This is a genomic window from Mesorhizobium sp. B2-4-17 (assembly GCF_006441275.1).
Taxonomy (GTDB): Bacteria; Pseudomonadota; Alphaproteobacteria; order Rhizobiales; family Rhizobiaceae; genus Mesorhizobium.
This window is the reverse complement of record NZ_VFUX01000005.1, coordinates 16339-40697: the sequence shown is the minus strand read 5'-3', so window position 1 is coordinate 40697 and position 24359 is coordinate 16339. Positions and strand designations below refer to the sequence as shown.

The window sequence follows — 24359 nt, the reverse complement described above, 5'->3', positions numbered from 1 at the left end:
TGGATGTCCCACGAATGATTTCGCCCCGTCCGGCTCGCATGAGGCCGCCGCAGCTGCCGATTCTGCAAGTCCACGAGGTGGACGCGGCGAGTGAGGTTGTCGTTCGCAGGAAGCTGACGCGTGGGCGCGTGCTGCCATTCTTCGAGAGCTTGCCACGTTGCTTTGTTGGGCGAGAGAATTGACTGCACGTGGCCGTGACGTGCGGCTGCTGTCGGCACAGTATGTTGAAGCCTATCCCCCCATGGTTCGTGTAACTTCATCGTGACCCGATCTCCAGGGAGGAACAATCGGAATGAACTCCAAGTTGGGGGCCAGCCAATCAGCTTGAGGCAGACCACGACCAACCAATGGAGCATGTCATGAGATTTCCACGCTGCACGACCACTGCGGCCGCCGCTTTTATGTTCGCGACCTTCCCTGCGCTCGCCCAGACGAACGGAACACCTGCACCAACCCCGGCGACCACCCAACAGCCCGGTGCCGGGCAACTGCCGGATGTGAACGGACAGGCGGGTGGGCCGACGCATGAAATGATTCGCCAGATGATTGAGCAAGCCGTCCAGGAGAGAATGCAACAGGATCGGAGCTCCAACGAAGGTAACAATCGGCAAGAGGAGGGTGACAATCGTCAACAGGAAGCTTCCCGTCATGGAGACGGATGGCGGTGGCACCGCAATGGCGGCCCAGCCGGTGAGCATGGAATGGTCGGAAATCATGGTCCTCGCATGATGCGCGGCACCGGGATGCGACTTGTACTCGCGCTTCTGGACACGGATGGTGACGGATCGCTGTCCGAGAACGAGGTCCAGGAGGCTGTCGGCCGAATCTTCTCTGCAATCGACCAGAACGGTGACGGGAAGATCGACATGGATGAAATCCAGTCCTTCTCGCATGGCTCTGGGGGCCGGGAAGAAATGCCGTAATTGGCTGGTGTCTTAGCTTGAATCCGGCTGGTCAAAAGCGGCTCCGAATGGCTCGGAGTTTAGCGAACGCCACAGGCACCAGGGGCGGCTTTGGGGAGAGGCAACACGGGCGTGGGCGCGTTCTCTCCCCCGGTGCCGGTTTCCAATCGCCGATCCAGTGACCTGGGGTCAAGTCGAGCGGGGCGTCCGGCCAGATGCCTTCGATGGATCATCCGTTCAAGGCGGTCATCCGTAAAGCAGCCTGATGGGGCGGGGCCCGGGCCATGCCAGAAATAATCAAGTGCATGCGGTGTGAGACGGAGTATGAGGTGACACGGCGCAACTCAAAGCGCCGCGTCATCACCAAAGAGCTCTGCCGGGAGTACGGGAACGATTTCCCGCTGGAGGAAGGCCACTACACCGTTACCCTCATACCCACATACAAAAGCCCGCCGTGGTGACGGGCGGTTCAGCCTCGCCGGGCAACTTTACCATTTATTCGCGCAAAAGCATCCGCGCGATAGCTCAGGCGGTGAGCCACCTACCTGAGTCGATTTCGAAGCGCCATAAACCGACATTGGGAATGGCTGACCTTCAAGTAGCTTATCCCGCGTTCACCTAGCCCCTCTCGAATCACAAGTTTCCCGGCGGGCGGTCCAGCAGCAAAGACCGAGAAACACGGACAGCTGAGCAGCTTGAGCACATCTTCCGATCGACCGATTACCTGAGCAATCCACCCGATACGACCGGCCGTTGTTGCCGTTGATCCCGCTCCATAGCGGAATGCGATTGGAGGAAATATGTGGACTACACCCGGTAGACGACATCCAAGTCATAAACGGTAGCGCCTGCTTCGTGATCCAGAAGCATCAGGACGGATGGGATCCGAAGACCGAAGCCGAGAAATCTATGCTGCGCGGCCCTTATAAAAAGGAAGCCGCTTTGTAAGCCCTGGGGCGCTCGGGATGGGGCAAAAAAGCGGGGCGCGTTCCCGAATGCGCCCCAATAAGCGGAGTTCCGCGGTCTTATTTGTTGCTGTTGCCCGGCCCAGTCGTCGTGGTGGTCGTATCGCAATTGTTACAGTCGAGCTTGCCATTATTCACCTGACCGCTTGGTCCGGTCGTTGTGGTGGTCGTGGTCGTCCCGTTGTCATTGTTTGGCGGATTTCCGCTATGTCCCTGTTCAGAGGTAGTTGTCGTAGTGCTGCCTTTAGGGTCCGCAAGCGCGGGAGCGGAGGCTGCGAATGCAAGTGCCGTCGTGACGATAAGAAGCGTTCTCATGGTTCCTCCCTAAGACGCTTTGTGCGCCGCATCTTTGGAGGCAGGGCCTTCTGTGCCTAATTTTAGCATACTCTAATAAACATTTAAGGACAATCTATCCATAATGGGATTATGGGTGCTGGAAGGCCTCGACATGAGCAATTTCAAACTGACCCGCTGTCGGCGGTTGACAGCCCCACATGGGGCCCACGTTACTCGCGCGAATTCGGCTAAGCAATTGACATAGCTAAGCTTATTTGATCCCAGTGACTGAATCCAGGTTCCCCAGCCACACGTCTTTTATCGTTGCCTTTCAATTTAGTGAACATTAGCAAATGCTAAGTGTACAGCTAAATGGATGTTCCACAGGGCATTTGGTTGCTGAAAACGCCCTCCCCTTGATGCTTGACGAGGTGTCCGCGAGCGTGGCCGCAGAGAATTCAACCCCAAGTAGAGTGACTCCATCGACACGGGTTCCGGCCACGTTTGATCGGGGCGGCGCCCTCCATGGTCAGCCATGCGTGCCAGACCGACGACGGATGCGCCAGGCTGAAGAACTGCGCTACTCCGCTGGGCGGTAAGGTTGGCGATTGCGCATTCGCCGGGAACAATGCAGCCTAGCCTCAAGGCTCGAAAAGCTATTCCCGGAGCGGGACCATGCAGCAAGGATACGCGGCACAACAATTGATGCAGCAGTCATGACCCGCTCCCAGTTGGCCGGCGTCATCCTGGGCTTGTCCCTGGTGGCAGCACTTACCGTTGTCCGGGCGATCGATCCGCAGCCGTTGAGACTCGCCCGCGAAGCCACATTCGACCAATATCAGAGGTTGGCACCTCGCAGCTTCGAACCGATGCCTGTCCGCGTGGTCGACATCGACGAGGCCTCATTGCAGCAGTTCGGGCAGTGGCCGTGGCCCAGGAATCGCATGGCTGCTCTGGTCGAGAAACTGACGGAGCTTGGTGCGGCAGCCATCGCGTTCGACATCCTTTTCGCCGAACCCGATCGTTTGTCGCCTCGCAGTGTTGTCCGCGAGGTGCCGGGCATCGATCCTGCCCTGCTCGATCGCCTGCCCGATAATGATGAAATCTTCGCCCGATCGATCGCCGGCAAGCCGGTTATCCTGGGTTACGGCATCTCCAACGAAGGGACCTATCGGCCGCACATGAGGGCTGGCATCGCCTTTACGGGCGAGAGCCCGATGGAGGCTCCCCCTCATATCAGGGCAGCCACACCGCTGCGGCCGCAGCTCGAGGCCAACGCCGCCGGTCTCGGACATATCAGCCTCAATCCGGGCAGATCGACCGCGGTGGTCAGGGCAGCTCCACTCTTTCTGACCGACGGCGAGCAGCTTTATCCGAATCTTGCCCTCGAAGCCATGAGGGTAGCGCAGGGCGCATCCACCTATCTGATTGCCGGCGTGCCGGATCGGCAGGGCATAATGACATCCGTCAAGATCGGCGACTTCGTTATCCCGGTGACCTCGGCCGGCGAACTCTGGCTCTATGTCAGTCCCGACAGGCCGGAACGATATGTTTCTGCGAAGGACCTGCTCGCACTCGCCGGCGTCTCACCCAAAACAAGGGCCGCCATCGAGGGCAACATCGTGTTTGTCGGCACTTCCGCCGCCGGCTTGCAGGATATTCGTGTCACGGCACTCGGTGAGAACGTGCCCGGTGTATCGCTCCACGCGCAGATGGTTGAACAGATCCTGTCCGGGCATTATCTGTCGCGGCCCGACTGGGCAAACGGGCTGGAAATCGCGTCCATCGCGATCCTGGGCACCCTTCTGGTGTTTCTCACAATTTTCGTGAGCCCGGCGATTGCGCTCGCCTGCGGCCTGGCGATCACGGGCCTTGCGCTCGTCGCATCGTGGCTTGCCTTTTCGCTGGCCGGACTGCTGTTCGATCCATTTGCGCCGATCGTCATGGGCACGATCACGCATTTCGCGACAACCTCTTTCCGCTTCCTGGTGACCGACCGGGAGCGGCGCGCGATCCGGCGGGCCTTCGGCCAATATCTATCGCCATCGCTTCTCTACCGCATCGAGCACACGCGCAACGCACTTCGTCTTGGCGGAGACGACCGCGAGCTGACCGTGATGTTCGTCGATGTGCGAAACTTCACCGAGATCAGCGAAAGACTGCCGCCCACCGCCCTCGTGCGGTTTCTGAACACGCTTCTCGACGCGCTCAGCCGTCATGTCACCGCCAATGAAGGCACACTCGACAAGTTCATCGGCGACTCGATCATGGCCTTCTGGAATGCCCCGGTCGACGTCGCCGATCATCCTGCCAAGGCCGTTCGCGCGGCATTGGCCATGCGCGAGACGATGGCCCGCCTCAACGAAAGCGATGCATTCGGATTCGGGGCCGGGCAGACGGTTCGCATCGGTATCGGAATCCATACCGGCATCGCCTGCGTCGGAAACATGGGGGCGGAGTCGCGATTCAACTATTCGGCCGTTGGCGACGCGGTGAACATCGCAGCGCGTATCGAGACAGCGTGCAAGACGGTGAGTTTCGACATCCTCGCGTCCTACGACACAGCAAGATCGCTGCCCGGCTGGGCGTTGCTCGAAGCGGGATCGCTGGAGCTCAAGGGAAAGAGCGCTAGGACGAGAATCAATGCCGTTGTCGGCGATGAAAATGTTGCGTCGTCGCCGGATTTCGCGGAATTGCGCCTTCTCCACGGCAAACTCATCGAGGCGTTGCATTCGCGCTCGCCAGGCAGCCGAAAGATCATAGCGGCGGCCAAAGCCAAGGCTGCGGGACTGCCGGCAGACTTGCAGGACTTCTATGTCCGGATATCGCGCAGACCGGATGATTTTCTTGCCAAACGGGCGGGAGCAGCGGTGGAGGCGAATGCCGGCTATGCGGAGCAACAATTCGGTTCCTGACCTGCATTCAAACAGGGCCGTTGACCGCAGGACTCGCTGGCCAGCGAAGTCGAACACCAGACGCGCGCCAAGAAAAAGAGCGGCTATCCGTCGCCAGTGCCGTTCCCATTGCCCTTGCCGTGGCCGTTGGATTTTCCGGGATTGCTGCCATCATGCTTGCCTGGATCATTTCCATGGCCGTTGTTGCCGTCATCCGTGTCGCCGTGCGGTGGGTCCGGCGGACCGGGTGGACTGGGTGGACCGGGTGGACTGGGTGGACTGGGCGCCGGTGAGTTGCGCTGCTGCGGCCGCGCCCTATCCTCTTGCTGACTGGCCGCCATAAGCCCGCAATTTCCGAGTGCGGCAAAGCCTCCTGAAAGCTGCTGATTGCCTGTCAGAAACGGCAATGCCCGCGAGGTGCCGAGTGTGCTGAGCACAGACCGATTGACCTTGGTAACATCGGTCATTGCGCCTGATGGCGTCGCAACCACACAATCGCAACGCCGCTTCAGTTCCCTGCATCTGCCGCCGCTGCAGAATCTGGCCGCCCCCTTCAGAAGCACGACGGCGGTTTTGCCGTTGGGCGCGATGTGGACATCGAATGCTGTTCCCCGCACGCCTATCGTGCCTGCAGGCGTCACGATCTGGTAAGCTGACGAAGGCGAGCTTCCGCTTATCCAGCGAAACGTTCCCTTGGCAGCGCGGATGGTCAGGTTCTTGACCGAATTGTCATTGTTGAAGACGTACTTGTCGATGACAACGGAAGAACCCCACCCTACCGCCAGCTTGGTGCCATCCAGGAACACGAATTGGCCAAGCCCGGTATTGGATGTGCTGATACGTTCGTCCCGATAAACGGGTGCACTGACCACCAACGGTCCGGTTGCGCCGGTAACGGCAGTCTTGATCACGACCGCTTGGCCCACTGCTTCGGCGGCCATGGTCGGCGTCGCATTGCTGAACATCGCGGCCAGCGCGGCAATAGCAGCCCACCTCAAGGACGGCATGGCATCCCCCTGCAATGCCTTTGTTAGCACATGCTTGAAAAGCTGTCTCTACAGCAGGGCATAGATCAATTTAAAATTTAAGTAGAACATGCCTCTTCCGCTTAGGAATGCTCGAGCCAAGCGGCGCGGTTGGCGCATCAAGCCGTTCGTCAATTCATTGACATGGCGTGCACTGCCGGAAACGTCGGCAACAGTTGTGGAAAGACCAACACCGCCGCGCCGTAAAGCAGCAAAGCGGTGCCCGATAGCTTTGCTATCCTCTCTCCTGCCGGGAAGGTCTTTTCCGCAAAGATCAGCAAGGTGAGCATAGCCATCGCAGCAATGTTCATGATCCCGAGAGGAAAAAGGGCAAGAAACAAGAGCCAGCAGCAGCCCAGACAAAAGAGCCCATGCTCCCATCCCATGCGCACCGCGCCCCAATGTCCATCGCGCCATGAGGTGAGGATGAAACTCATCGGAGTACGGCATTTGGCCAGGCAGAGATCCTTGAGCGGCGAAAGTTGATAGGCGCCGGCAATGATCAGCAGCACGCCGCCGATGCGGGAGGCGGTCGCCGCGGACATTCCTGTATGCGTTGCAATCTTCTCCGCGCCAGCCGCGCCAGCAAAGACAAGCACGCCCGCCGCGCCCCAGACCAGCATGTAGCCCCCCATGAATACCCAGGTTGAGACGAAGGTCTCACCGCGCCCCTGCCGACCGGCCTGGACCTGGTGAAACGTCAGGATCATGGGGGCGGCTGTCGGAAACATCATGGCGGTCATCATAATGATCCAGACTGCAAGGAACAACGGCGCATTCATGCCCATGGTGGGCGTTTTCATTTCCATTGGCATGTCTATGCCAGTCTGCTGCCAGACGAGCATGGCCCAAGCTGCCGCCGCGATAGCGATCAACAGCGCGACAATGATGTTTCGCTGCAGCGTCAGCGATGGAGTTCCCGCATTGGCCATGGGCGAGCCCCGTTCCGATATGGGAGCGCGGCCTATTGCTGGCCGGACCAGTTGATCGGCGCGTAATGCCCGTTTCGGCGGGAATTGTCCCAGCGCATGCCGTGGTCGCCGAACGTGCTGCCCGGCACGCCCATCGCCATACCAAGCCAGTCGGGATTGACGGGATGGCCGGTCGCGGCCCACATCTCGCCGTCCTCGCGCATTGTCGGCAGTGGTTCGACCGCCATCTGCATGACACCCGGGATTTCCACCGACCGCTTCTTGCCGTCGATCTGGTACTTGATCGGCACCTTCCTGACTCCCAGGTTCGTGCCGATCAGAGGCGCGAGCATAGCCAACGGACCGCCGGCGGCGCCGGTGAAGATCGCGCCCAGCGCCTCCATCTGCCCTTCATCGGCCCGTTCGTCGATATAGGCGGCAGCCGTCCAATTGCCGTCCGCCATCGGACCCGGAGTGTGGGCAATCATCGCAACGTTGAGGCCATCCAATCGAGCGTCACCGTAGTTGCCCGTATCGATATGGAAGGCCATGGCGACATCGCAAACGCCTCGCGTCGGCCTTGATGTCAGCTGCGCGTTGGGCGACATCAGGCAGGGACATACGACGTCGCAGCTACAATTCTCGAAATAGTTTCCAGACAATTGCCAACCGGTTGCAATTGGCTCCTCCCCATCGTGAGGCGCGTCGGCGTATCGCCGCTTTCTTGGCAGGTGGCGCCGCTTCACCTCCATCGGCGAGCGGCTAACAGGCCAACACAGCGAACGATCGGCGCGCTAGACCAGTCAATTCAGGCTACATCGTTGCCCGGAAGTGTCAAGCTGCAACCGCCACCAGACCCCGGCGCGTGCTTGATCAAGTTTGTCCCGTCGCATGTCCTGATACCCGCGCAATTCGGTTGGAGGTGCCAGAAGGAAAGTTCGAAAAGCTTCTAGGAAGCTAGATACTGAGGCTGTTTCCAAAGGGTGGCTCAATCTTCATTCTGCCTCACTATCGCGGCCCGCACCCTCTACACAGAATGGCCGTGGACAAGCAGCAGGACGCCTTGCACAAGATGAGCGACAGGTCCGACGAAGGCGGACATTCTGGGCCAAATGCCTGTTGCGCCCTTCAGCAAAGTTGACGAGTGTTTATGGGGTGGTCATAAGAGCAACATGGTCTGAGGGCGGGACGGTGACGCATCGGTCTGCAAAACCGACGTAGTGGGTTCAATTCCCACTCAGACCTCCATTTTTAAAAAAGCCGCCCGCGCCTACAGCCGTACCTCTCAAACAGTGGCGATTGTACTCTGAGCGTTTGCCATGCCTGGAGATTTCGGCACACATTGTTGGTGACGAAATCTGTCCGGAACTTGGCTGCCTGCCAACAAGAACTAACGAGACCCCATGGACCGCTTCGACCTCGGCACCTACCGCCGCCCCATCTCCACCCGCTCCGCCGAAACCCAGCGCTGGTTCGATATCGGGCTGAACTGGTGCTACGGTTTCAACCATGAGGAAGGCATCAAGTGTTTCGAGAAGGGGCTGGAGACGGATCCGGACTGCGCTTTTGTTCATTGGGGCATCGCCTATGCCGCCGGGCCCTTCTACAATCTGGCCTGGAAGGAGCATGGCGAGGCCGAGGCGAACAATGCGACGAAGCGTTGCTTCGAGCATGTCCAGTTGGCGCGCGCCAACGCGGCTGGCGCCAGCGACATCGAAAAGCGGTTGATCGAAGCGCTGGCCTGTCGCTTCCAGAAGCCGCAGCGGGTGAGCCCGCAGGAATTCGAACAGTGGGATGATGCCTATGCCGCCGCGATGCGGCGGGTCTACCAGGATTTTCCCGACGACCATGATGTGATGGCGCTGCTGGTCGAGGCGCTGATGATGCGCACCGTCCGGCGCCTATGGAACCTCAAGACCGGCGCGCCGGCGCCGAATTCCGATGTCGTCGAGGCGCTGGAGGTCTGCGAGCGGTCAATCCGGCTCGCCGACGAAGGCCGGACGACCCAGCATCCGGCGATCCTGCATCTGCACATCCATCTCCTGGAAATGTCCACCATGCCGGAACGCGGCATGCGCTCGGCCGATCTGCTGGGCGAAATTTGCCCCGATGCGGGGCACATGAACCACATGCCGGGGCATATCTATGTGCTGTGCGGAGAATACGAAAAGGCGAAGTTGGCCAGCGAAAAGGCTGTCCGCGCCAACGACCTCTATCTCGCCTATGCGGATGAGCCGACCTACTACCTGCTCGGCTGCTGCCACGATCTGCATCTGATGATGTTCACCTGCATGTTCCTCGGCCAGTACCGGCCGGCGCTGTGGGCCGCCGACAAGGTGCGCAGCCTGGTGACGCGCGATGTGGTCAGCCTGCCCGATCGGCCAAAGCTCACCCAGACGGTGGAAGGCTATCATGCGATGAAATCGCATGTGCAGGTGCGCTTCGGCCGCTGGCGGGAGATCGTGGACGAGCCGATCACCGCGGAGCCCGGCCTCCACGTGCTCACGGCCGCCATGCAGCATTATGCCAAGGGCGTCGCGCATGCGACGTTGAAAAAACTTCGCTGAGGCCGAGCGTGAGCGCGACCGATTCCACCAGCATATGGCGCGCATTCCAGTCGAGCGGCGTTTCCTCAGCAACCCGACCCGCGCCTCGCTCGCCGTGGGCGCTGCGTTGCTTGATGGCGAGCTTGCCTATCATCAGGGCCGGCATGAGGAGGCCTATAGGCATCTGCGGCAAGCGGTCGAGCTCGACGACAATCTGTCCTACACCGAGCCGTGGGCGTGGATGCACCCGCCGCGCCATGCGCTGGCGGCGCTGCTTCTCGACCAGGGCTACGCGCAGGAGGCCGAACAGATCTATCGCGACGATCTGGGCTTGAGCGACAAGGTGCAGCGCTGCGCGCAGCACCCGAACAATGTCTGGGCGCTGCACGGTCTGGTGGAGTGCCTGAAACGGCGCGGCGAGAGCGACGAGCTGCCGGCACTGCAGGCAAAGCTCGCCACGGCGATGGCCATGACCGACGTGCCGATCAGTTCGTCATGCCTATGCCGGACAAGCGTGCAATCGGCGGCAAGCTGCTGTCTTTGAGTCTACCGTAGGCGCCTCGCCGGCCAGTTGCTTCACTCTGCCGATCAGGCCAGGCTCACTGACCTGCTTTCCTCAATTACCGCAGAGCAGTCTATCTCATCATGAAGTGGGGCGTGTGGGTCAGGCGTGAGCCAGGAAGCGTACGACCGAAGCCGCTTGAGCCTGGCTGTTTTCTCGAGCCGCGCCTGGCGCTCATCGTCGGCTGGTTGGCTACAAGGCGGCTTTTTGTTCCTCTCGGCAGGATACAGCATTCTCGACTCTCCTCGGTCAGAGCCCATAGAGAGGCCAGATCAATGAGGGTGTTGGCCCACTTACGGGGATGGGACCACCTTTTTGCTCCGGGTCCCCGCTCCCCACCTGGGCCGGATACCACCACAGACGCGGACGAGAGTCGCCATCCATTTTGATGAGGCTGCCGCAGGTTGCTGCCATTAAAGCTGCCGGGAGGCGGCCGCTGCCGGCCCTGCCTTATCTCAGCCACTTCTCATAGTCGGCCACCAGCAGATGCAGGGGAGCGACGTCCTCTTCGATATTGGAGAAGCGGCCGATCGGCTCGCGGAAGACATTGTCGGTGAGATCGTCGTTGACGGTGGAGACCTCGCCGATCAGCACGTCCTTGCCTTCGGCCCAGAAGGCGTGCCAGACGCCCGGCAGCAGCGTGACGCTCTGGCCCGGGTCGAGTTTCAACAGTCCGCCCGCCGGAAGCCGGTGGATGGTTCCGTCGACGGGTACCGATACTTCGGCCTTGGGGTCGATGCCACCGTCACGATCGTGCATGAACAGTTCCAGCACCAGCTTGCCGCCGCCACGATTGATGATGTCCTCGGCCTTGATGTTGTGGCGGTGCATGGGCGACAGCTGGTCCTTGCGCGAGATCATGATCTTCTCGGCATAAAGCATACCCATGCCCTTCTTCATATCCTCGTAACGGCCGTTGCGGACGGTGAACAGGAACAGGCCGAGTTCCTTGAATTTCTCCTGGCCATAGTCGGTGATGTCCCAGCCCAGCCGCGAGGTGTGGATGGCGGAGGAGTCAACTTGGCGCGCCTTCATTTCCTCCGGCGACCAGTAGGCGAAGGGCGGCATGATGTAGCCGAACGAGCGTATGAAAGCGTCGGCTTCGCGGATGATTTCGTTGATGGCGGAGCGTTTCATGATCGTGACCCCTTGGCGTCGACTGTCTGGCAAACCGCATAGCCGAACGCGGGTTCGGTGTCGATCCACCCAGCCGCCTGCCCTGCCTTGCACCGTGAACGGATGGCCTACCGATCCGGTCGGCTGGCCGCGTGACACAGCGTGCTTTCAGGCTCATAACCCCTGTGAATTTTCACAGGGATAGCCGATGCCGACGATCCACGACCTCGATACGCCGTCGATCCTGATCGACGCCGCACGCGCCGAAGCCAACATTGCCCGCGCGCAAGCCCATGCCGAGAAGAACGGGTTGAAGCTCAGGCCGCACATCAAGACCCACAAGCTGCCCTATTGGGCGAAGAAACAGGTGGCGGCGGGGGCCGTCGGCATCACCTGCCAGAAGATCGGCGAGGCCGAGGTGATGGCCGATGCCGGTCTCACCGACATTTTTCTCCCCTACAACATTCTCGGCCGCGCCAAGCTGGAGCGGCTGAAGGCGCTGCACGGTCGCGTAACGCTGTCGGTGACGGCGGACAGCATGGATACGCTGGAGGGACTCGCGGCGACTTTCACCGATGCCGGCCACCCGCTGCCGGTGCTGGTCGAATGCGATACCGGCATGGGCCGCTGCGGCGTGCAGACGGCCGATGAAGCGGTTGCGCTGGCGAGGCTGATCGACAAGGCCGGCGGCCTCGCCTTCGGCGGGCTGATGACCTATCCGGCCGCCGGCCGGGCAGCGGAAGCCGAAGCCTGGCTTGCCGACGCCAAGCGGGCGCTGGCCGCTTCGGGTCTCGCCTGCGAGCGCGTTTCGAGCGGTGGCACGCCGGATATGTGGCGCTCCGCTGCCGCATCCGTCGTCACCGAATACCGGCCCGGCACCTACATCTATCTCGACCGCTATCAGGTCGCCAAAGGCGTCGGCACCTTGGACGATTGCGCGCTCACGGTGCTGTCGACCGTGGTCAGCCATCCGACGCCGAGCCGCGCCATTCTGGATGCCGGCAGCAAGGCGCTGTCCAGCGACACGCTGGGGCTGCCCGATTTCGGCGAGTTGATGGGCGTCCCGGGGGCGCGGGTGACGGGCCTCAGCGAGGAGCATGGCGCGGTCACCCTGTCGAGCGAGGCCAAGCTGCGCATCGGCGAGCGCGTGCGTGTCGTGCCCGATCATTGCTGCGTCGTCACCAACCTCTTCAACGAGGTCAATCTGATCGACGGCGAGAAGGTGCTGGAAACGCTGCCGGTGGCAGCGCGCGGGCTGATGGGGTGAGATGCAGAGCGACTTGGCGGGTCGCGGAATTCATCACAACGCTGGCGCCGGGAAGAGACTCGGCGTGCGTCAGTTGACCTGCCGCGCCGCCACCCGCCGCATGGCGATGATCCGACGGCGGCGGATTTCGGTGCGCATCGCCATCAGGTGCAGCGCGAAGAACAGCACGGTGAAGCCGAGTGCCATCGCCAGCAGCGGCCACAGCATAGAGGGATCGATGGTAGAGCCACCCATGCGGAACACCGAGGCTGGCTGATGCAGCGTGTTCCACCAGTCGACCGAGAATTTGATGATCGGGATGTTGATGAAACCAACCAGCGTGATAATGGCGGCGGCCCAGGCGGCGCGTCCGGCATCGTCGAGCGCGCGGGTCAGCGCGATAATGCCGAGATACATCAAAAACAGCACGAAGACCGACGTCAGGCGGGCGTCCCACACCCACCAGGTGCCCCACATCGGCTTGCCCCAGATCGAGCCGGTGATCAGCGCCAGCGCGGTGAAGACGGCGCCGATGGGTGCGGCCGATTTCAGCGCGACATCGGCCAGCGGATGGCGCCAGACCAGTGTGCCCAGCGCCGAGACCGCCATCAGCGTGTAGCACATCATGGCGAGCCAGGCGAAAGGCACATGGATGTACATGATGCGCACTGTGATGCCTTGCTGGAAGTCTTCCGGCGCCGTGAAGCTCATATAGAGCCCGACGGCCAAGATAACTGCGGCGATCGCCGCCAGCCATGGCACAAGCCTGTCTACCAACGCGACGAACCGCGTCGGATTGGCAAGATCGGTCCAGCCGCTCAGGCGTGAAGTGGTGTCACTCATGCCGCCTTACATAGACCGCCGTCGCGTTTGGGGCAATCGAGCGGCGGTGTCGCAGGCCTTGCCTTTTCCCGGGATCGGCGCGCAGCGCCGAGATGGATGAGGGTGCTGGAAGGAATAAGGCGATGGAAAATTCTATGCGGACTTGGGTTCCGCCAGCTGGAGCCCCCTCAGCCGTCGCCTTCGGCAACGCCTTCTCCCCAACAAGGGGAGAAGGAAGAACCATCATCTGCTCAGGCGGCCTCGCCCTGCACGGAGCGGCTGAGGCGGCGGACTTCCTCGTCGTTGAGCAGGCCGCCGGCACGCAGCAGGCTGGCGAAGCGGCCGTTGCGCAGCGACAGTTCGGCAAAGCCGCCCATTTCGACCACCCTGCCCTTGTCCATGAACACGACCAGATCGGCGTCGCGAACGGTGGTCAGGCGATGGGCGATGATGAAGGTGGTGCGGTCTCGCCGCAGCTCGTCGATCGCTTCCTTGACGCGGTCCTCGGTCTCGACATCGAGCGCGCTGGTTGCCTCGTCGAGCACCAGGATCGGGGCATCCTTCAGCACGGCACGGGCAATGGCGATGCGCTGGCGCTCGCCACCCGAGAGCTGGCCGCCGCGCTCGCCGACCACCGTGTCATAGCCATTGCTCTTGGCCAGGATGAAGTCCTGGGCCGCGGCCGCGTCGGCGGCCGCATGGATCTCGTCATTGGTGGCGTCGGCACGGCCGACGCGGATATTGTCCTCGATCGAGCGGTTGAGAAGCCCGGCATCCTGGAACACGGTGGCGATCGAATGGCGCAGCGACTTGCGGGTCACCGTGCGGGTATCGATGCCGTCTATCAGGATACGGCCACCGGACGGCGAGAAGACGCGCTGCAGCAGGTTGATGAGCGTGGTCTTGCCCGCACCCGTCGGTCCGACGATGGCAACCGTCTGGCCAGCCTGAACCTCGAAGGACACATCACTGACGCCCTGCCCCGAATTGGCGAATTCGAAGCTCACATCCTCGAAGCGGACATGGCCGGTGACGTTGGTGAGGTCGCGCAGGCCATCCGGCTCGGCGGCATCGGCTGCCGAGTCCTCGAGCTTGTAGAAGTCCTCGAGCTTGGCGCGAGCCTCCGAGATCTGGTTGGCGAAAGCCGACATCTGGTCGAGCCGCGAGATCAGCAACGTGGCGAAACCGGTAAAGGCGATGACATCGCCGACGCGCAGCTGGCCATGGGTGACCAGATAGGCGCCGATCAGGAGCACCACCATCATCGATATTGTCGATGACAGGCGATTGAGCGCGTTCGCAATGGCCCACCAGTCGAGCACAGGGTTCTGCGCATCGAGCAGGTTCTTGACGTAGCGGCGCAGCGTCTCGGCCTCATGGCCAAGACGGTTGTAGCTCTGGAGAACGGCGACGTTGCTCACGGAGTCCGTCACGTGAGCGAACACCTTGTGGTAGTGGCGCTCGACAGCGGCCTGGCCCTCCTTGGTGCGTTTCATGACCAGGCGGCCTATGCCGACATAGAGCACACCGAGCGCAAGCAGCACCCCCGACATGCGCACATCCATGCTGATGGCGGTCGGAACCAGCAGAACGAGGGCAACAGCCGTGGACAAATGCTGGCGCATGAATTCGAGCCAAAGGCTGAACAGCGTCTCGACGGCACGCAGCAGCGTGTGCAGGGCGTTCGAAGTGCCGCGCTGGTGATGCCAGGCGAGCGGCATGGTGATGACACGCTCGAACGACTCGCACAGAACCTGGCTGCGTCTGGCGTGGGCAAAGCGGTCCGCGCCGCGTGCCACTAGAACGAAGGCGACCACGTTGAAGGCGCCCAAAGCGGCCCACAGGGCAAGCGTGGAGAATACCGAGCCATGCGCGGAGATTGCGTCAATCACCCGGCCAAACAGGATCGGCTCAAGGATGGCGACGGCGGCAAGGGCCACGTTGGCCGAACAAATCAGCGCGACGCGCTTCTTGTCGGCGGCCAGATACCCCAGCGCTCTCCAATAGATCTGCAGAAGTGACACTTCAGCTACTCCGCCAACTCTCTATTGTGCCCAATACCAATATTGTGCACTGCACCATTCCCTGACACGTAACGGTTGATGCGTCGCAAAACAATGCTCGTCTATCGCTTCCGTTCCCATATAGCGAACAAAAGATGACGACGATACGAAATCTGACGTGATCACCTAACAGTTTGAGATAAAAGGTGAAATGTCAGCCTTGCGGCAAAATCATGGCAGTATCCGAGCACTGCCACATTTTTAAGCACCACAGGCCTACGCAGTCGGATCCGGGCTGTTTAACGGACCCGTCAGAGATCGGGCGCAAGTAAACAGGACGCGATTTCGCGCGCCCAGGAGGACACGCGATCTTTTGATCCAAACGGTTGATTTTATGCCGGTATCTTGACGATGACGTCGATTTTACCACCGGCTTTGGGTTCGAAAGACGCCGACTTTGTTTTCGAACCATCGACTTCAAGCGAGATCGTCTTGGTCTTTTTGTCGCGAACGACATGAACCTTGATCTCGGCGCCCAGCATCTTGAGCGAGGCTTCATAGCCATCCCAATGCCTGGGCAGTTTGGGCCGGAACGTGATCTGCTTCCCGCGCCGTTCGATACCGAGGATGCCTTCGACCGCAGCGCGGTATAGCCAGCCCGCCGAGCCTGTGTACCAGGTCCAGCCACCACGCCCGCCCTTGTTACCGACCGCACTGCCATCTCCGGCATAGATATCGGCGGCGACCACATAGGGCTCGACGCGGTAGTGCTCGGCCGAAACCTCGTCGAATGCATGGTTGACCGGGTTCAGCATCGAGAAGCAGCGATAGGCTTCGTCGGTCAGCCCCATCTCCGCGAGGGCGATGACGAACCATGTGGCGGCGTGGGTGTACTGGCCGCCATTCTCGCGCACGCCGGGCGGATAGCTCTTGATGTAGCCGGGGTCCTTGTCCGTCTTCGAAAAAGGCGGCGTGAACAGTTTGACGATCTTGAGCTGGTCGTCGACGAGCAAGTTCGTCGCCTGCTGCATCGCCGTTGTCGATCGCGCCGGGTCGCCCTCGCCCGAAAGCACGCTCCAGGACTGGGCGATGGAGTCGATCTTGCACTCCTGCGACGTGCGGGAACCCAGCGGCGTGCCGTCATCGAAACTGCCGCGCCGGTACCATTCGCCGTCCCATGCGGTGCTTTCAAGAGCCCGCTTCAGGACCTCGGCATGCTTGGCCCAGGCCTGGGCGCGCTTGCTGTCGCCTTCGCTCTTGGCGACGGCGGCGAAGTCGCCCAGCGTCTTCAGCAGGAACCAGCCCAGCCACACGCTCTCGCCCTTGCCGTGCTCGCCGACACGGTTCATGCCGTCGTTCCAGTCGCCGCCAAGGATCAGCGGCAGACCGGCGGGACTGCTGCGCTTGATGGCCAGGTCGAGCGCACGCGCGCAATGGTCGTAAAGCGACACCGTCTTTTTCGATATTTCCGGGGTGAAGAACGCGTCGTGCTCGCCCTCGCCCAGCGCCTGCCCATCGATGAAAGGCAATTGCTCCTTCAGGATGCCGGCGTCGCCGGTCACCGAGAGGTAGCGCGCCGTGGCGTGGGCCAGCCAGACCACGTCGTCGGAGATCATGGTGCGCACGCCGGCTCCGGTGCGCGGCAGCCACCAATGCTGCACGTCGCCTTCCGGGAATTGCCGCCGTGCGGCGTTGAGGATCTGGTCGCGTGCCAGCGTCGGATCATGCGCCAGCAGTGCCAGCGTGTCCTGCAACTGGTCGCGGAAGCCAAAGGCGCCGCTTGCCTGGTAAAAGGCCGAGCGGGCCCGGATGCGGCAGGCAAGGCTTTGATAGGGCAGCCAGTGATTGACCATGGCATCGAGCGCCTTATCCGGCGTCTCGACCTGGATGGTGTCGAGGAAGCCGCGCCACTCGCGCTCATTGTCGGCCAGGCGCTGATCGAAATCCTTGCCCCGATGCTTCTGCACCAGAGCACTCGCATGAGCCGAGGACTCGGCATCGCCGAGCAGCCAGAGCAGCGTGACGTCGCCGCCGGCGGGGATTTCGATGTCGCGGGCAATCGCCGCGCAAGGATCGTCTCCGGCCTCGACGCGGCCCGACAGCGCCGCACCACTCAGCACCGCCTGCGGCAGTTCGCTGGAACCATGCCGGCCGAGGAACTCCGAGCGGTCGGCCGTCACCGAGTGGACGCCGGCATCGGCGGCAAGGAAAGCCACCCGCTCGCTGAAATCGAGCCCGTAGGGGTTTTGCGCCAGCAACGCGCCGGTCGCCCCGTCGCGGGACGGGACGATGGTTGCCGCGGTGCGGGACCGATGCCCGCCAAGTACCCATTCGGCATAGGCATAGACGCGCAGCCGCGCCGGTACCGAGCCAGAATTCTGGATGCGCAGCCGTGTGATCTTCACCGGATCGACCGGATCGACGACATGGGTCAGGTCCATCGACAAGGCCCCACGCTTGGCGCGGAAGGTCGAGAAACCCTGGCCGTGCCAGGCTTCGTAGGTCACCGAGGGATCGCGCACCACCGCGGCTAGCGGCGAGAACGCCCGGCCGCTTGCCTGATCATAGATGTAGATGCCCTCGCCCGGCCGGTTGGAAACCGGATCATTGGACCACGGCGTCAACTGGTAGTCGCGGCTGTTGCGGCTCCAGGTGAAGGCAGCCCCCTCGGCCGAAGTGTGGAAGCCGAAAGAAGCGTTGGAGACGACATTGATCCAGGGCTGCGGTGTGGTGCGCCGGCCAGCCAGCCGCACCACATAGTGCCGCCCGTCGCCGTCGAAACCGCCGAAACCATTCCACTGGCTGAGGCCGGAGCCATCGGCGCTGGCAACCGTCACGGCCTGCGAGGCATGTGCATGCGCGATCGGAGCCGTCGCTTGAATTTCGCGCGGAGCCAGCAATCCGGCCGGCACCAGTCCGTCGCGCGCCTGCAGGGCAGCCGCCTCGGCCCGCTCGATCTGATCGAAGATGGTGCCGTTGCGCGTATGCAGCACCACCCGGGCAACGGCGAGCAGCGTCTTGTAGGTGGTTTCTTCCATCAGATCGCGACGCACCGCGAAAATGTGCTGTCTCGGCCCAAGCTCCTTGCCGCGCAAACGGCTGTTTTCGCACAGCGTCTCGACCGCACGCTGCAGATCCTGGACGTAAGACGAGGCCTGCTCGTTGACGACGACGAAGTCGATCATCATGCCACGGGTGCGCATATATTCCTGGAAGCGCAGCGCCTGGGCAACGATCTCCAGGTCGGCCACATCGCCGATCCTGACCAGGAAGATCGGGAAATCGCCCGAAATACTGGTCGGCCACAGGCTTGACTGCTTGCCGAGGCCGGAGGCGATGGATTCGGCCGGCAGGCGCAGGAATGAATCCGGATAGATCAGATAACGCGCCAGTTTCTGCACGTTGGCGGCATCGGTCAGGCTGAGGCCCATATGGCGGGTCTGTACCTGGCTGCGCGTCCAGGCGAGCATGGCCTGGCGGGCAAAGCTCTCCTGATGGTCGAGCCGGTTGATGGCTTCCACCAGTTCGGCGCGGTTGGCACCGACCACGGTCCAGAAGGTCAGCGAGATCTTCTTGTTGGCGGGCACGCGCACCTGGCGGCGCAGCGAAGCGATGGGATCGAGCGTGAAACCGGAATGGCCGCCGAGCCTGGCGCCTGGATCGAAGGCGGCTGCGTCGACGATGGTGCGGCCTCGGCCAATGAAGGCGCGCCTGTCGGTCTCGGTCTCGGCATCGCGCGCTGGCCCCGACGGATCGGTGACGAAATGCACCAGGGTGACATCGGGCTCACTGGTTTCACGCTTGCGGCGCGTGGCGAAGATCGCGCCATTGTTGGCGGCGATTTCCGTCTCCACGAACATCTTCGAGAAGGCCGGATGCGCGTTGTCGGAGGCCTCCGAACCCAGCACCAGCTCGGCAAAGGAGGTCACCTCGATATGACGGTCAGCGGGGCCCTCGTTGAAAATTGTGACGCGCCGGCCTTCGCCATTGCCTTCGGAGATGACGATGCATTCAACCTCGGAGCGCAGCGTGCCGACCGTTTTGACGAAGCTCGCCTTGTCGTCGGAAAACAGGGTCTGCGTTCTTTCCTCGGTCGCACGCTTGGGCTCTGACGTCGCCGACCACCAATCGCCTGTGGCTGCATCACGCAAGAAGATATAGGAGCCAAGCCGATCCTCGACCGGGTCGGGTTGCCATCGGGTGACGGAAAGATCGCCCCAATGGCTGTAGCCGGAGCCGGTCGCGGTGACCATTACCGAATAGCGGCCGTTCGACATCACATTGGTGGAACGCAATGCCCGCAAGGGATCGAGCACGATGCGGGTGTCGGGGCTCTCGGTTTCGGTCTCGTCCTTGGCGCGCTCGTCCGCCTCGGTGCGCACGGTCGCCGTCGGGATATCGCGCGGCGCCCTCTCCTGCAGCAGCAGTTCAGCCGATTCAATCACCGGATCGCTGTGGAAGCGATCGCGCAGGCGGCCTTCGAAGATGGCGTCGGCGACGGCGGCGATCGACATGCCCGAATGGTGGGCCATGTAATTCTGCACCACGGCATGGTTGGTGCCTTCCGGCACGCGCTGCGGCGTGAAGTCGACGGCATCATAGTAGCCATGGCGACCAAGCGCCCCAATCTCGCGCAGACGCGCAAGATTCTGCACGGCTTCACGCGGATTGAACTGCGCCGCCAGGATGGTGGCATAAGGCGCGATCACCGTGTTCTGGCCAAGGCCGCGCTTCAGGCCGAGGCCGGGCACGCCGAAATTGGTGTACTGGTAGGTCAGTTCCCGGTCGCGGGCGTTGTAAGCCGCCTCCGAAATGCCCCACGGCACGTTCTTCTGACGGCCATACTGGATCTGACGCTTGATGATCAGCTTGCTGGTCTGGTTCAGGATACTGCCTTGCGGCTCCTTCATCACCAGCGGCGGCATCAGATACTCGAACATCGAGCCTGACCAGGACATCAAAGCGCCCTGGAAGCCGATCTCGACGATCGGGCGGCCGAGCCGGAACCAGTGCTCGGTCGGCAGGTCGCCCTTGGCGATGGCGAACAGGCTGGTCAGCCGCGCCTCGGAGGCAAGAAGGTCGTAGCAGCTTTCGTCGAGCTGGTGTTCCTCGACCCGGTAGCCGATCGACAGCAGCTTGCGCTCCGGCCGCATCAGGAAGGCGAACTCCATCTCGAAGGCGAAGCGGCGCGTGCGCTCGCGCAGGGTCAAGAGCTTGGCGCGCAGCGCCTCGACGGCGTTGTCGTCGCTGTGGGCGTCGTGGACATGCGCCTCGCACGTGGCTTCCAGCCTCGCCGCCCAGTCGACGATGACGTCGCTCTGGGCCGATGCCGCCTCGGTGTGGATGGCGGTGGCCAGCTTGCGGATCTCACCCGCCAAGACGGCAAGATTGATGGTGCGGATCGAGGCCATTTCCGGTTGCGCCTTGATCGTGTCGACGGCGCGCCGCATGCCATCCAGGCGGTCAACAAGACGCTGGCGCAGAGGTCGCAGCTGGCGGCGATCGTCGGGCAACTCGTCCAGGCTTTCGCTAAGAATGGTCACCGTGTCGAGAATGCCTTCGAAATCGCCCTGGAGATGGACGGAAGGCGCTTCCGCCCACTCGGCACAGGCAGCCGCCACCGCCACGAGATGGCCGGCGAGATTGCCGCTGTCGACGGCCGAAATATAGAGCGGGTAGAGCGGCTTCAGCGTCGTGGTGTCGTACCAGTTGAAGAGATGGCCGCGGTTGCGCGGCATGCTCTCTATGGTCGTCATCGTCGCATCGATGCGGGTGATGGCATCGGACAGGCTGATCCAGCCGAAATCGCGCGCCGAGACGATCGACAGAAGATAGACGCCGATATTGGTCGGTGAGGTGCGCGGCGCCACGACCGGTGCCGGGCTTTCCTGGAAATTGTCCGGCGGCAGATTGTGATGCTCTGCCGTGACGAAGGTCTCGAAATAGTGCCAGGTGCGCCGCGCCACCGTGCGTAGCGCATGGATATCGGCCTGCGATATGCGCAGGCGATCCTCGGTTTCGGCCGAGCGGCTGATCCAACTGGCGATCGCCGGCGAGCCGATCCAGAACAGGGCGAAGAAGAAGGCGACGAAGGCACCGGTGGAATCGGCCAGTACCGGAATGGCGAGGCCGACGAAGCCGATGATCACGGCGCCGTACATCATGCCATAGTAAGAGCCGACGTCGTTGTCGCCGGCCTTGTGCGCCTGCGAGGCGGTGCGCCATTCCAGGAGGTTCTGGCGGCTGACGAACAGCCGGTAAAGCGTGCGCACGATGGCGTCGCCCATCATCCAGGCATTGTGCGCCATCAGCACGATTTTCAACGCCACCATGGCGGTGCCGAAGGCGACGTCGCGCGCGAGCGCGGAGAAATGGCCGCGCGGCGTCTGGTCGCCGCTCTTGGGCAGGATGGCGTTGACCACGTCGAAGGTCGGCGCCATGAACAGGCTGAGGATCAGCAAAGCCTGCCATTGCGCGGCCTGTGTGAAAGGCAGCAGCGTCCAGCCGGCGATCGCCGCCATCACCCAGAAGATCGGTGTCAGCGAACGGCGCAGATTGTCGACCATCTTCCAGCGCGACAGGGCCGGAACGCCCGAACGCGGATCGAGGATGAAGCCCAGCAGCTGCCAGTCGCCGCGTGCCCACCGATGGTGGCGAGAGGCGTCGACCGAGTAGCGGGTCGGGTAGTCCTCGACCAGTTCGACGTCGGTGACCAGCGCGGCGCGCGCCAGCGCGCCTTCGAGCAGGTCATGGCTGAGGATGGTGTTTTCCTCGATGCGGCCCTGCAGGGCCGCCTCGAAGGCGTCGACATGATAGAGGCCCTTGCCGGTGAAGGATCCGTCGCCGAACACATCCTGATAGAGATCCGAGACGGCGAAGACATACGGGTCGAGGCCGCGATTGGCCGAGAAGACGCGCTGGAAGAACGAAGCCTCGTCTCCACTGGTAAGCGAGGCGGTGATGCGTGGCTGCAGGATCGTATAGCCAGCGGTGACGACGCGCTTGGTCGCGTCGAAATGCGGGCGGTTGAGCGGATGGCAGAGCTTGCCGACAAGGCTCGATACGGCATCACGGGTGGTGCGCGTATCGGCATCCAGCGTCATCACGTGGACGACTTTTTCCGGCAGCGGCACATCGAGCGGCAGGAATGTGGTGTCACTGTCGCCGCGCAGCAGCAGGTCGAGCTCGTGCAGCTTGCCACGCTTGCGCTCCCAGCCCATCCAGGATCCTTGAGCCGCATTGAAGAGCCGGCGGCGATGCAGGATGTAGAAGCGCGGCGCCCCTTCCGAGGGATAGCGGGCGTTGAGACGGGCGATCTCGGCGCGGGCATATTCGAGGATTTCGGTGTCCGCCGCATCGATCTCGATCTTGCTGTCGGGCCAGTCCGACAGCAGCGCGAAATGGATCTCGTCCGCCAGATTGGCAAGGTAGTGCACTTCGATGTTGCGGATGTTTTCCTCGACATCGTCGCGCGAGCCGATCAGCGACGGCACCACCACCAACGTGCGCGCTTCTGGCGGCACGCCGTGCCTGTAATCATAGCCAATCAGCCGTGTCGGCTTGAGGAACAACGAGACCACGGTGTTGAAGAAAGCGAGTGCGCCCTCGCTGGCCGGCACGGCGAACAGCGCCAGCATCAGCACGATCGACGGCACCGACAGGCCGAGATTGGCCAGCGCATTGCCCGAAAGCACGAGCAGCAGCACGGTCAGCGCGAAGACCGGCAGGACGATGCCAAGCCATCCGGTCTTGGCGAAGGTCCGCTTGACCGTCTGGCTGACAGTCGGCCGATAGCCGATCGCCCTTTCCAGCTCCAGCCGGCGCGGGCCAACGAGATAAAATCCGACATCGGTATGGGCGGATGCGACAGGGGCATCACTGCCTTCGCTACCGACTGACGTGGTCTCACCGACGGCATGACCGGCCAATTCTATCGCCTTTTCGGCGACGCGGTATTCCGACAGGCTCGAGCGGCGCGCCAATTCCTCAATCGCGGTCCGGTATTGGTCGCGCGAGAAGAAGTCGAGCGCGGCGAAATCGGTGCGCTCGCGCAGCACGGTATCGATGCGGCTGACGCCTTCGAACCACACCGTCCAGTCGACGTCGTTGATGAGGCGCAGGCCGCGGATGATGTTGCCGGTCGTCACATTGCCGCTGGACAGCGTGTGATGCTCGGAGATGATGATCTCCTCGGCATCGGAGCCGGTCTTCTCAAGCTCGCCTTCCAGCCATTCCAGCGCCTTGCCGGCGTTCTGCGATCCATCGCGCAAGCGATAGAGAAGCTGGGTGGCAAAGGTGGTGTCCTGCGCGTGCATGCTGAAATTGGCCAGGATCGCCTGCCGGTCGGCGCTGTCGTCGGTCGCCAGCACCTTGTCGGCCACATCATTGGCGATCTGGCGCATCTGGCGGGTGCGATTGACCCTGACGGCCAGCCGGCGGAGATTTTCGATCAGGACGAAGCGCAGGAGCGACGGCAGCGCCCAGAGTTCACCGATCTTCAGCGGCTCGACCGACTGAAAACCCTGGACGATCGCCTTGAACATCGTCGCCGAGACGGAACTGTCCGAATGCGCCACATAGGTCCAGGCCAGCGCCAGCGCGCGCGGCACGGTGCCGCCATCGGGCAGCTTCAGCGTCGGCAGTTGACGATAGAAGCGGCGCGGCAGGTCGCGCTTGACCTGGAAAATGGTCTCCTCGACCAGATAGTTGTTGTCGAGCAGCCATTGGGCGGCCGGAGTGATCGTCTCACCCTTGGCCTGCGCCCCATTGGTCGAGCGATAGACTTCGAGGATCTTCTTGGCGCTGTCGCGGATGCGGGCCTGGAAATCGAATGGGATGAGGCCGAACAGATCGGTGAGGTCCCCCTTTGCCAGACTTTCGCCAAGCAGCCGGAGGCGTTCCTCCGGCAGGAATGTCGATCTTATCGGCTCTTCCGTGATGACCGGGAAGCTCGCGCTTGTCTTCTCGATCTGGGCTGGGTTCGTCTGAATATTCATTGAAAATTCCGTAAGCGGAGCACTCAGCGGCGTCACCGCCACGGCAATGGCCCTAAAACCGATTCAAATGCAATTGGTTGCATAATCCCACTTGC

At 62.2% G+C, this 24359-nt stretch carries 10 protein-coding genes, 1 tRNA gene and 1 pseudogene; 5 read left to right on the top strand and 7 right to left on the bottom strand.

Annotated elements, in window-relative coordinates:
* Positions 1-359 precede the first annotated feature (359 nt).
* Positions 360-923 (top strand): EF-hand domain-containing protein, encoded by a 564-nt coding sequence (locus FJ548_RS05725; RefSeq protein WP_140692751.1) that lies wholly within the window; start codon positions 360-362, stop codon positions 921-923.
* 1936 nt (positions 924-2859) lie between these two features.
* On the top strand, positions 2860-5058 hold the full coding sequence (locus FJ548_RS05720; RefSeq protein ID WP_140777264.1) for an adenylate/guanylate cyclase domain-containing protein: 2199 nt from the start codon (positions 2860-2862) through the stop codon (positions 5056-5058).
* An 83-nt stretch (positions 5059-5141) separates the two neighbouring features.
* Here the strand turns inward: FJ548_RS05720 and FJ548_RS05715 are convergent, their stop codons facing one another.
* From FJ548_RS05715 to FJ548_RS05705, 3 genes are all read right to left on the bottom strand, one after another.
* The gene (locus FJ548_RS05715) at positions 5142-6044 is read right to left on the bottom strand and encodes a FecR domain-containing protein (protein ID WP_140777262.1); all 903 of its coding nucleotides are present in this window, start codon (positions 6042-6044) and stop codon (positions 5142-5144) included.
* Positions 6045-6193: 149 nt separating this feature from the next.
* A complete protein-coding gene (locus tag FJ548_RS05710; protein WP_140692757.1) occupies positions 6194-6994 on the bottom strand; it encodes a DUF2182 domain-containing protein in 801 nt (266 codons plus the stop codon).
* Positions 6995-7026: 32 nt separating this feature from the next.
* Positions 7027-7725, bottom strand: a complete 699-nt coding sequence (locus FJ548_RS05705; RefSeq protein ID WP_181168721.1) for a DUF1326 domain-containing protein — start codon at positions 7723-7725, stop codon at positions 7027-7029.
* A 422-nt stretch (positions 7726-8147) separates the two neighbouring features.
* Here FJ548_RS05705 and FJ548_RS05700 point away from each other — a divergent pair.
* Together FJ548_RS05700 and FJ548_RS05695 are read left to right on the top strand one after the other, a co-directional pair.
* Positions 8148-8221: transfer RNA gene (locus FJ548_RS05700), tRNA-Cys, on the top strand.
* Positions 8222-8376: 155 nt separating this feature from the next.
* Positions 8377-10063, top strand: a pseudogene (locus tag FJ548_RS05695) (hypothetical protein).
* 468 nt (positions 10064-10531) lie between these two features.
* Here FJ548_RS05695 and FJ548_RS05685 read toward each other — a convergent pair.
* The gene (locus FJ548_RS05685; protein ID WP_140609940.1) at positions 10532-11218 is read right to left on the bottom strand and encodes a D-lyxose/D-mannose family sugar isomerase; all 687 of its coding nucleotides are present in this window, start codon (positions 11216-11218) and stop codon (positions 10532-10534) included.
* Positions 11219-11405: 187 nt separating this feature from the next.
* Here FJ548_RS05685 and FJ548_RS05680 point away from each other — a divergent pair, with 187 nt between their 5' ends.
* Positions 11406-12464 carry a D-TA family PLP-dependent enzyme gene (locus tag FJ548_RS05680; RefSeq protein WP_140777260.1) on the top strand — a complete coding sequence of 353 codons (1059 nt, stop codon included), beginning with the start codon at positions 11406-11408 and terminating at the stop codon, positions 12462-12464.
* A 69-nt stretch (positions 12465-12533) separates the two neighbouring features.
* Here the strand turns inward: FJ548_RS05680 and FJ548_RS05675 are convergent, their stop codons facing one another.
* The 3 genes from FJ548_RS05675 to FJ548_RS05665 form a co-directional block, all read right to left on the bottom strand.
* Positions 12534-13286: a heme ABC transporter permease gene (locus tag FJ548_RS05675; RefSeq protein WP_140777258.1), complete on the bottom strand. Its 753-nt coding sequence runs from the start codon at positions 13284-13286 to the stop codon at positions 12534-12536.
* A gap of 230 nt (positions 13287-13516) precedes the next feature.
* Positions 13517-15289 carry a glucan ABC transporter ATP-binding protein/ permease gene (locus tag FJ548_RS05670; protein ID WP_140777256.1) on the bottom strand — a complete coding sequence of 591 codons (1773 nt, stop codon included), beginning with the start codon at positions 15287-15289 and terminating at the stop codon, positions 13517-13519.
* 371 nt (positions 15290-15660) lie between these two features.
* Positions 15661-24264, bottom strand: coding sequence for a glucoamylase family protein (locus tag FJ548_RS05665; protein WP_140777254.1), 8604 nt, complete (start codon positions 24262-24264; stop codon positions 15661-15663).
* Between the last annotated feature and the right edge of the window lie 95 nt (positions 24265-24359).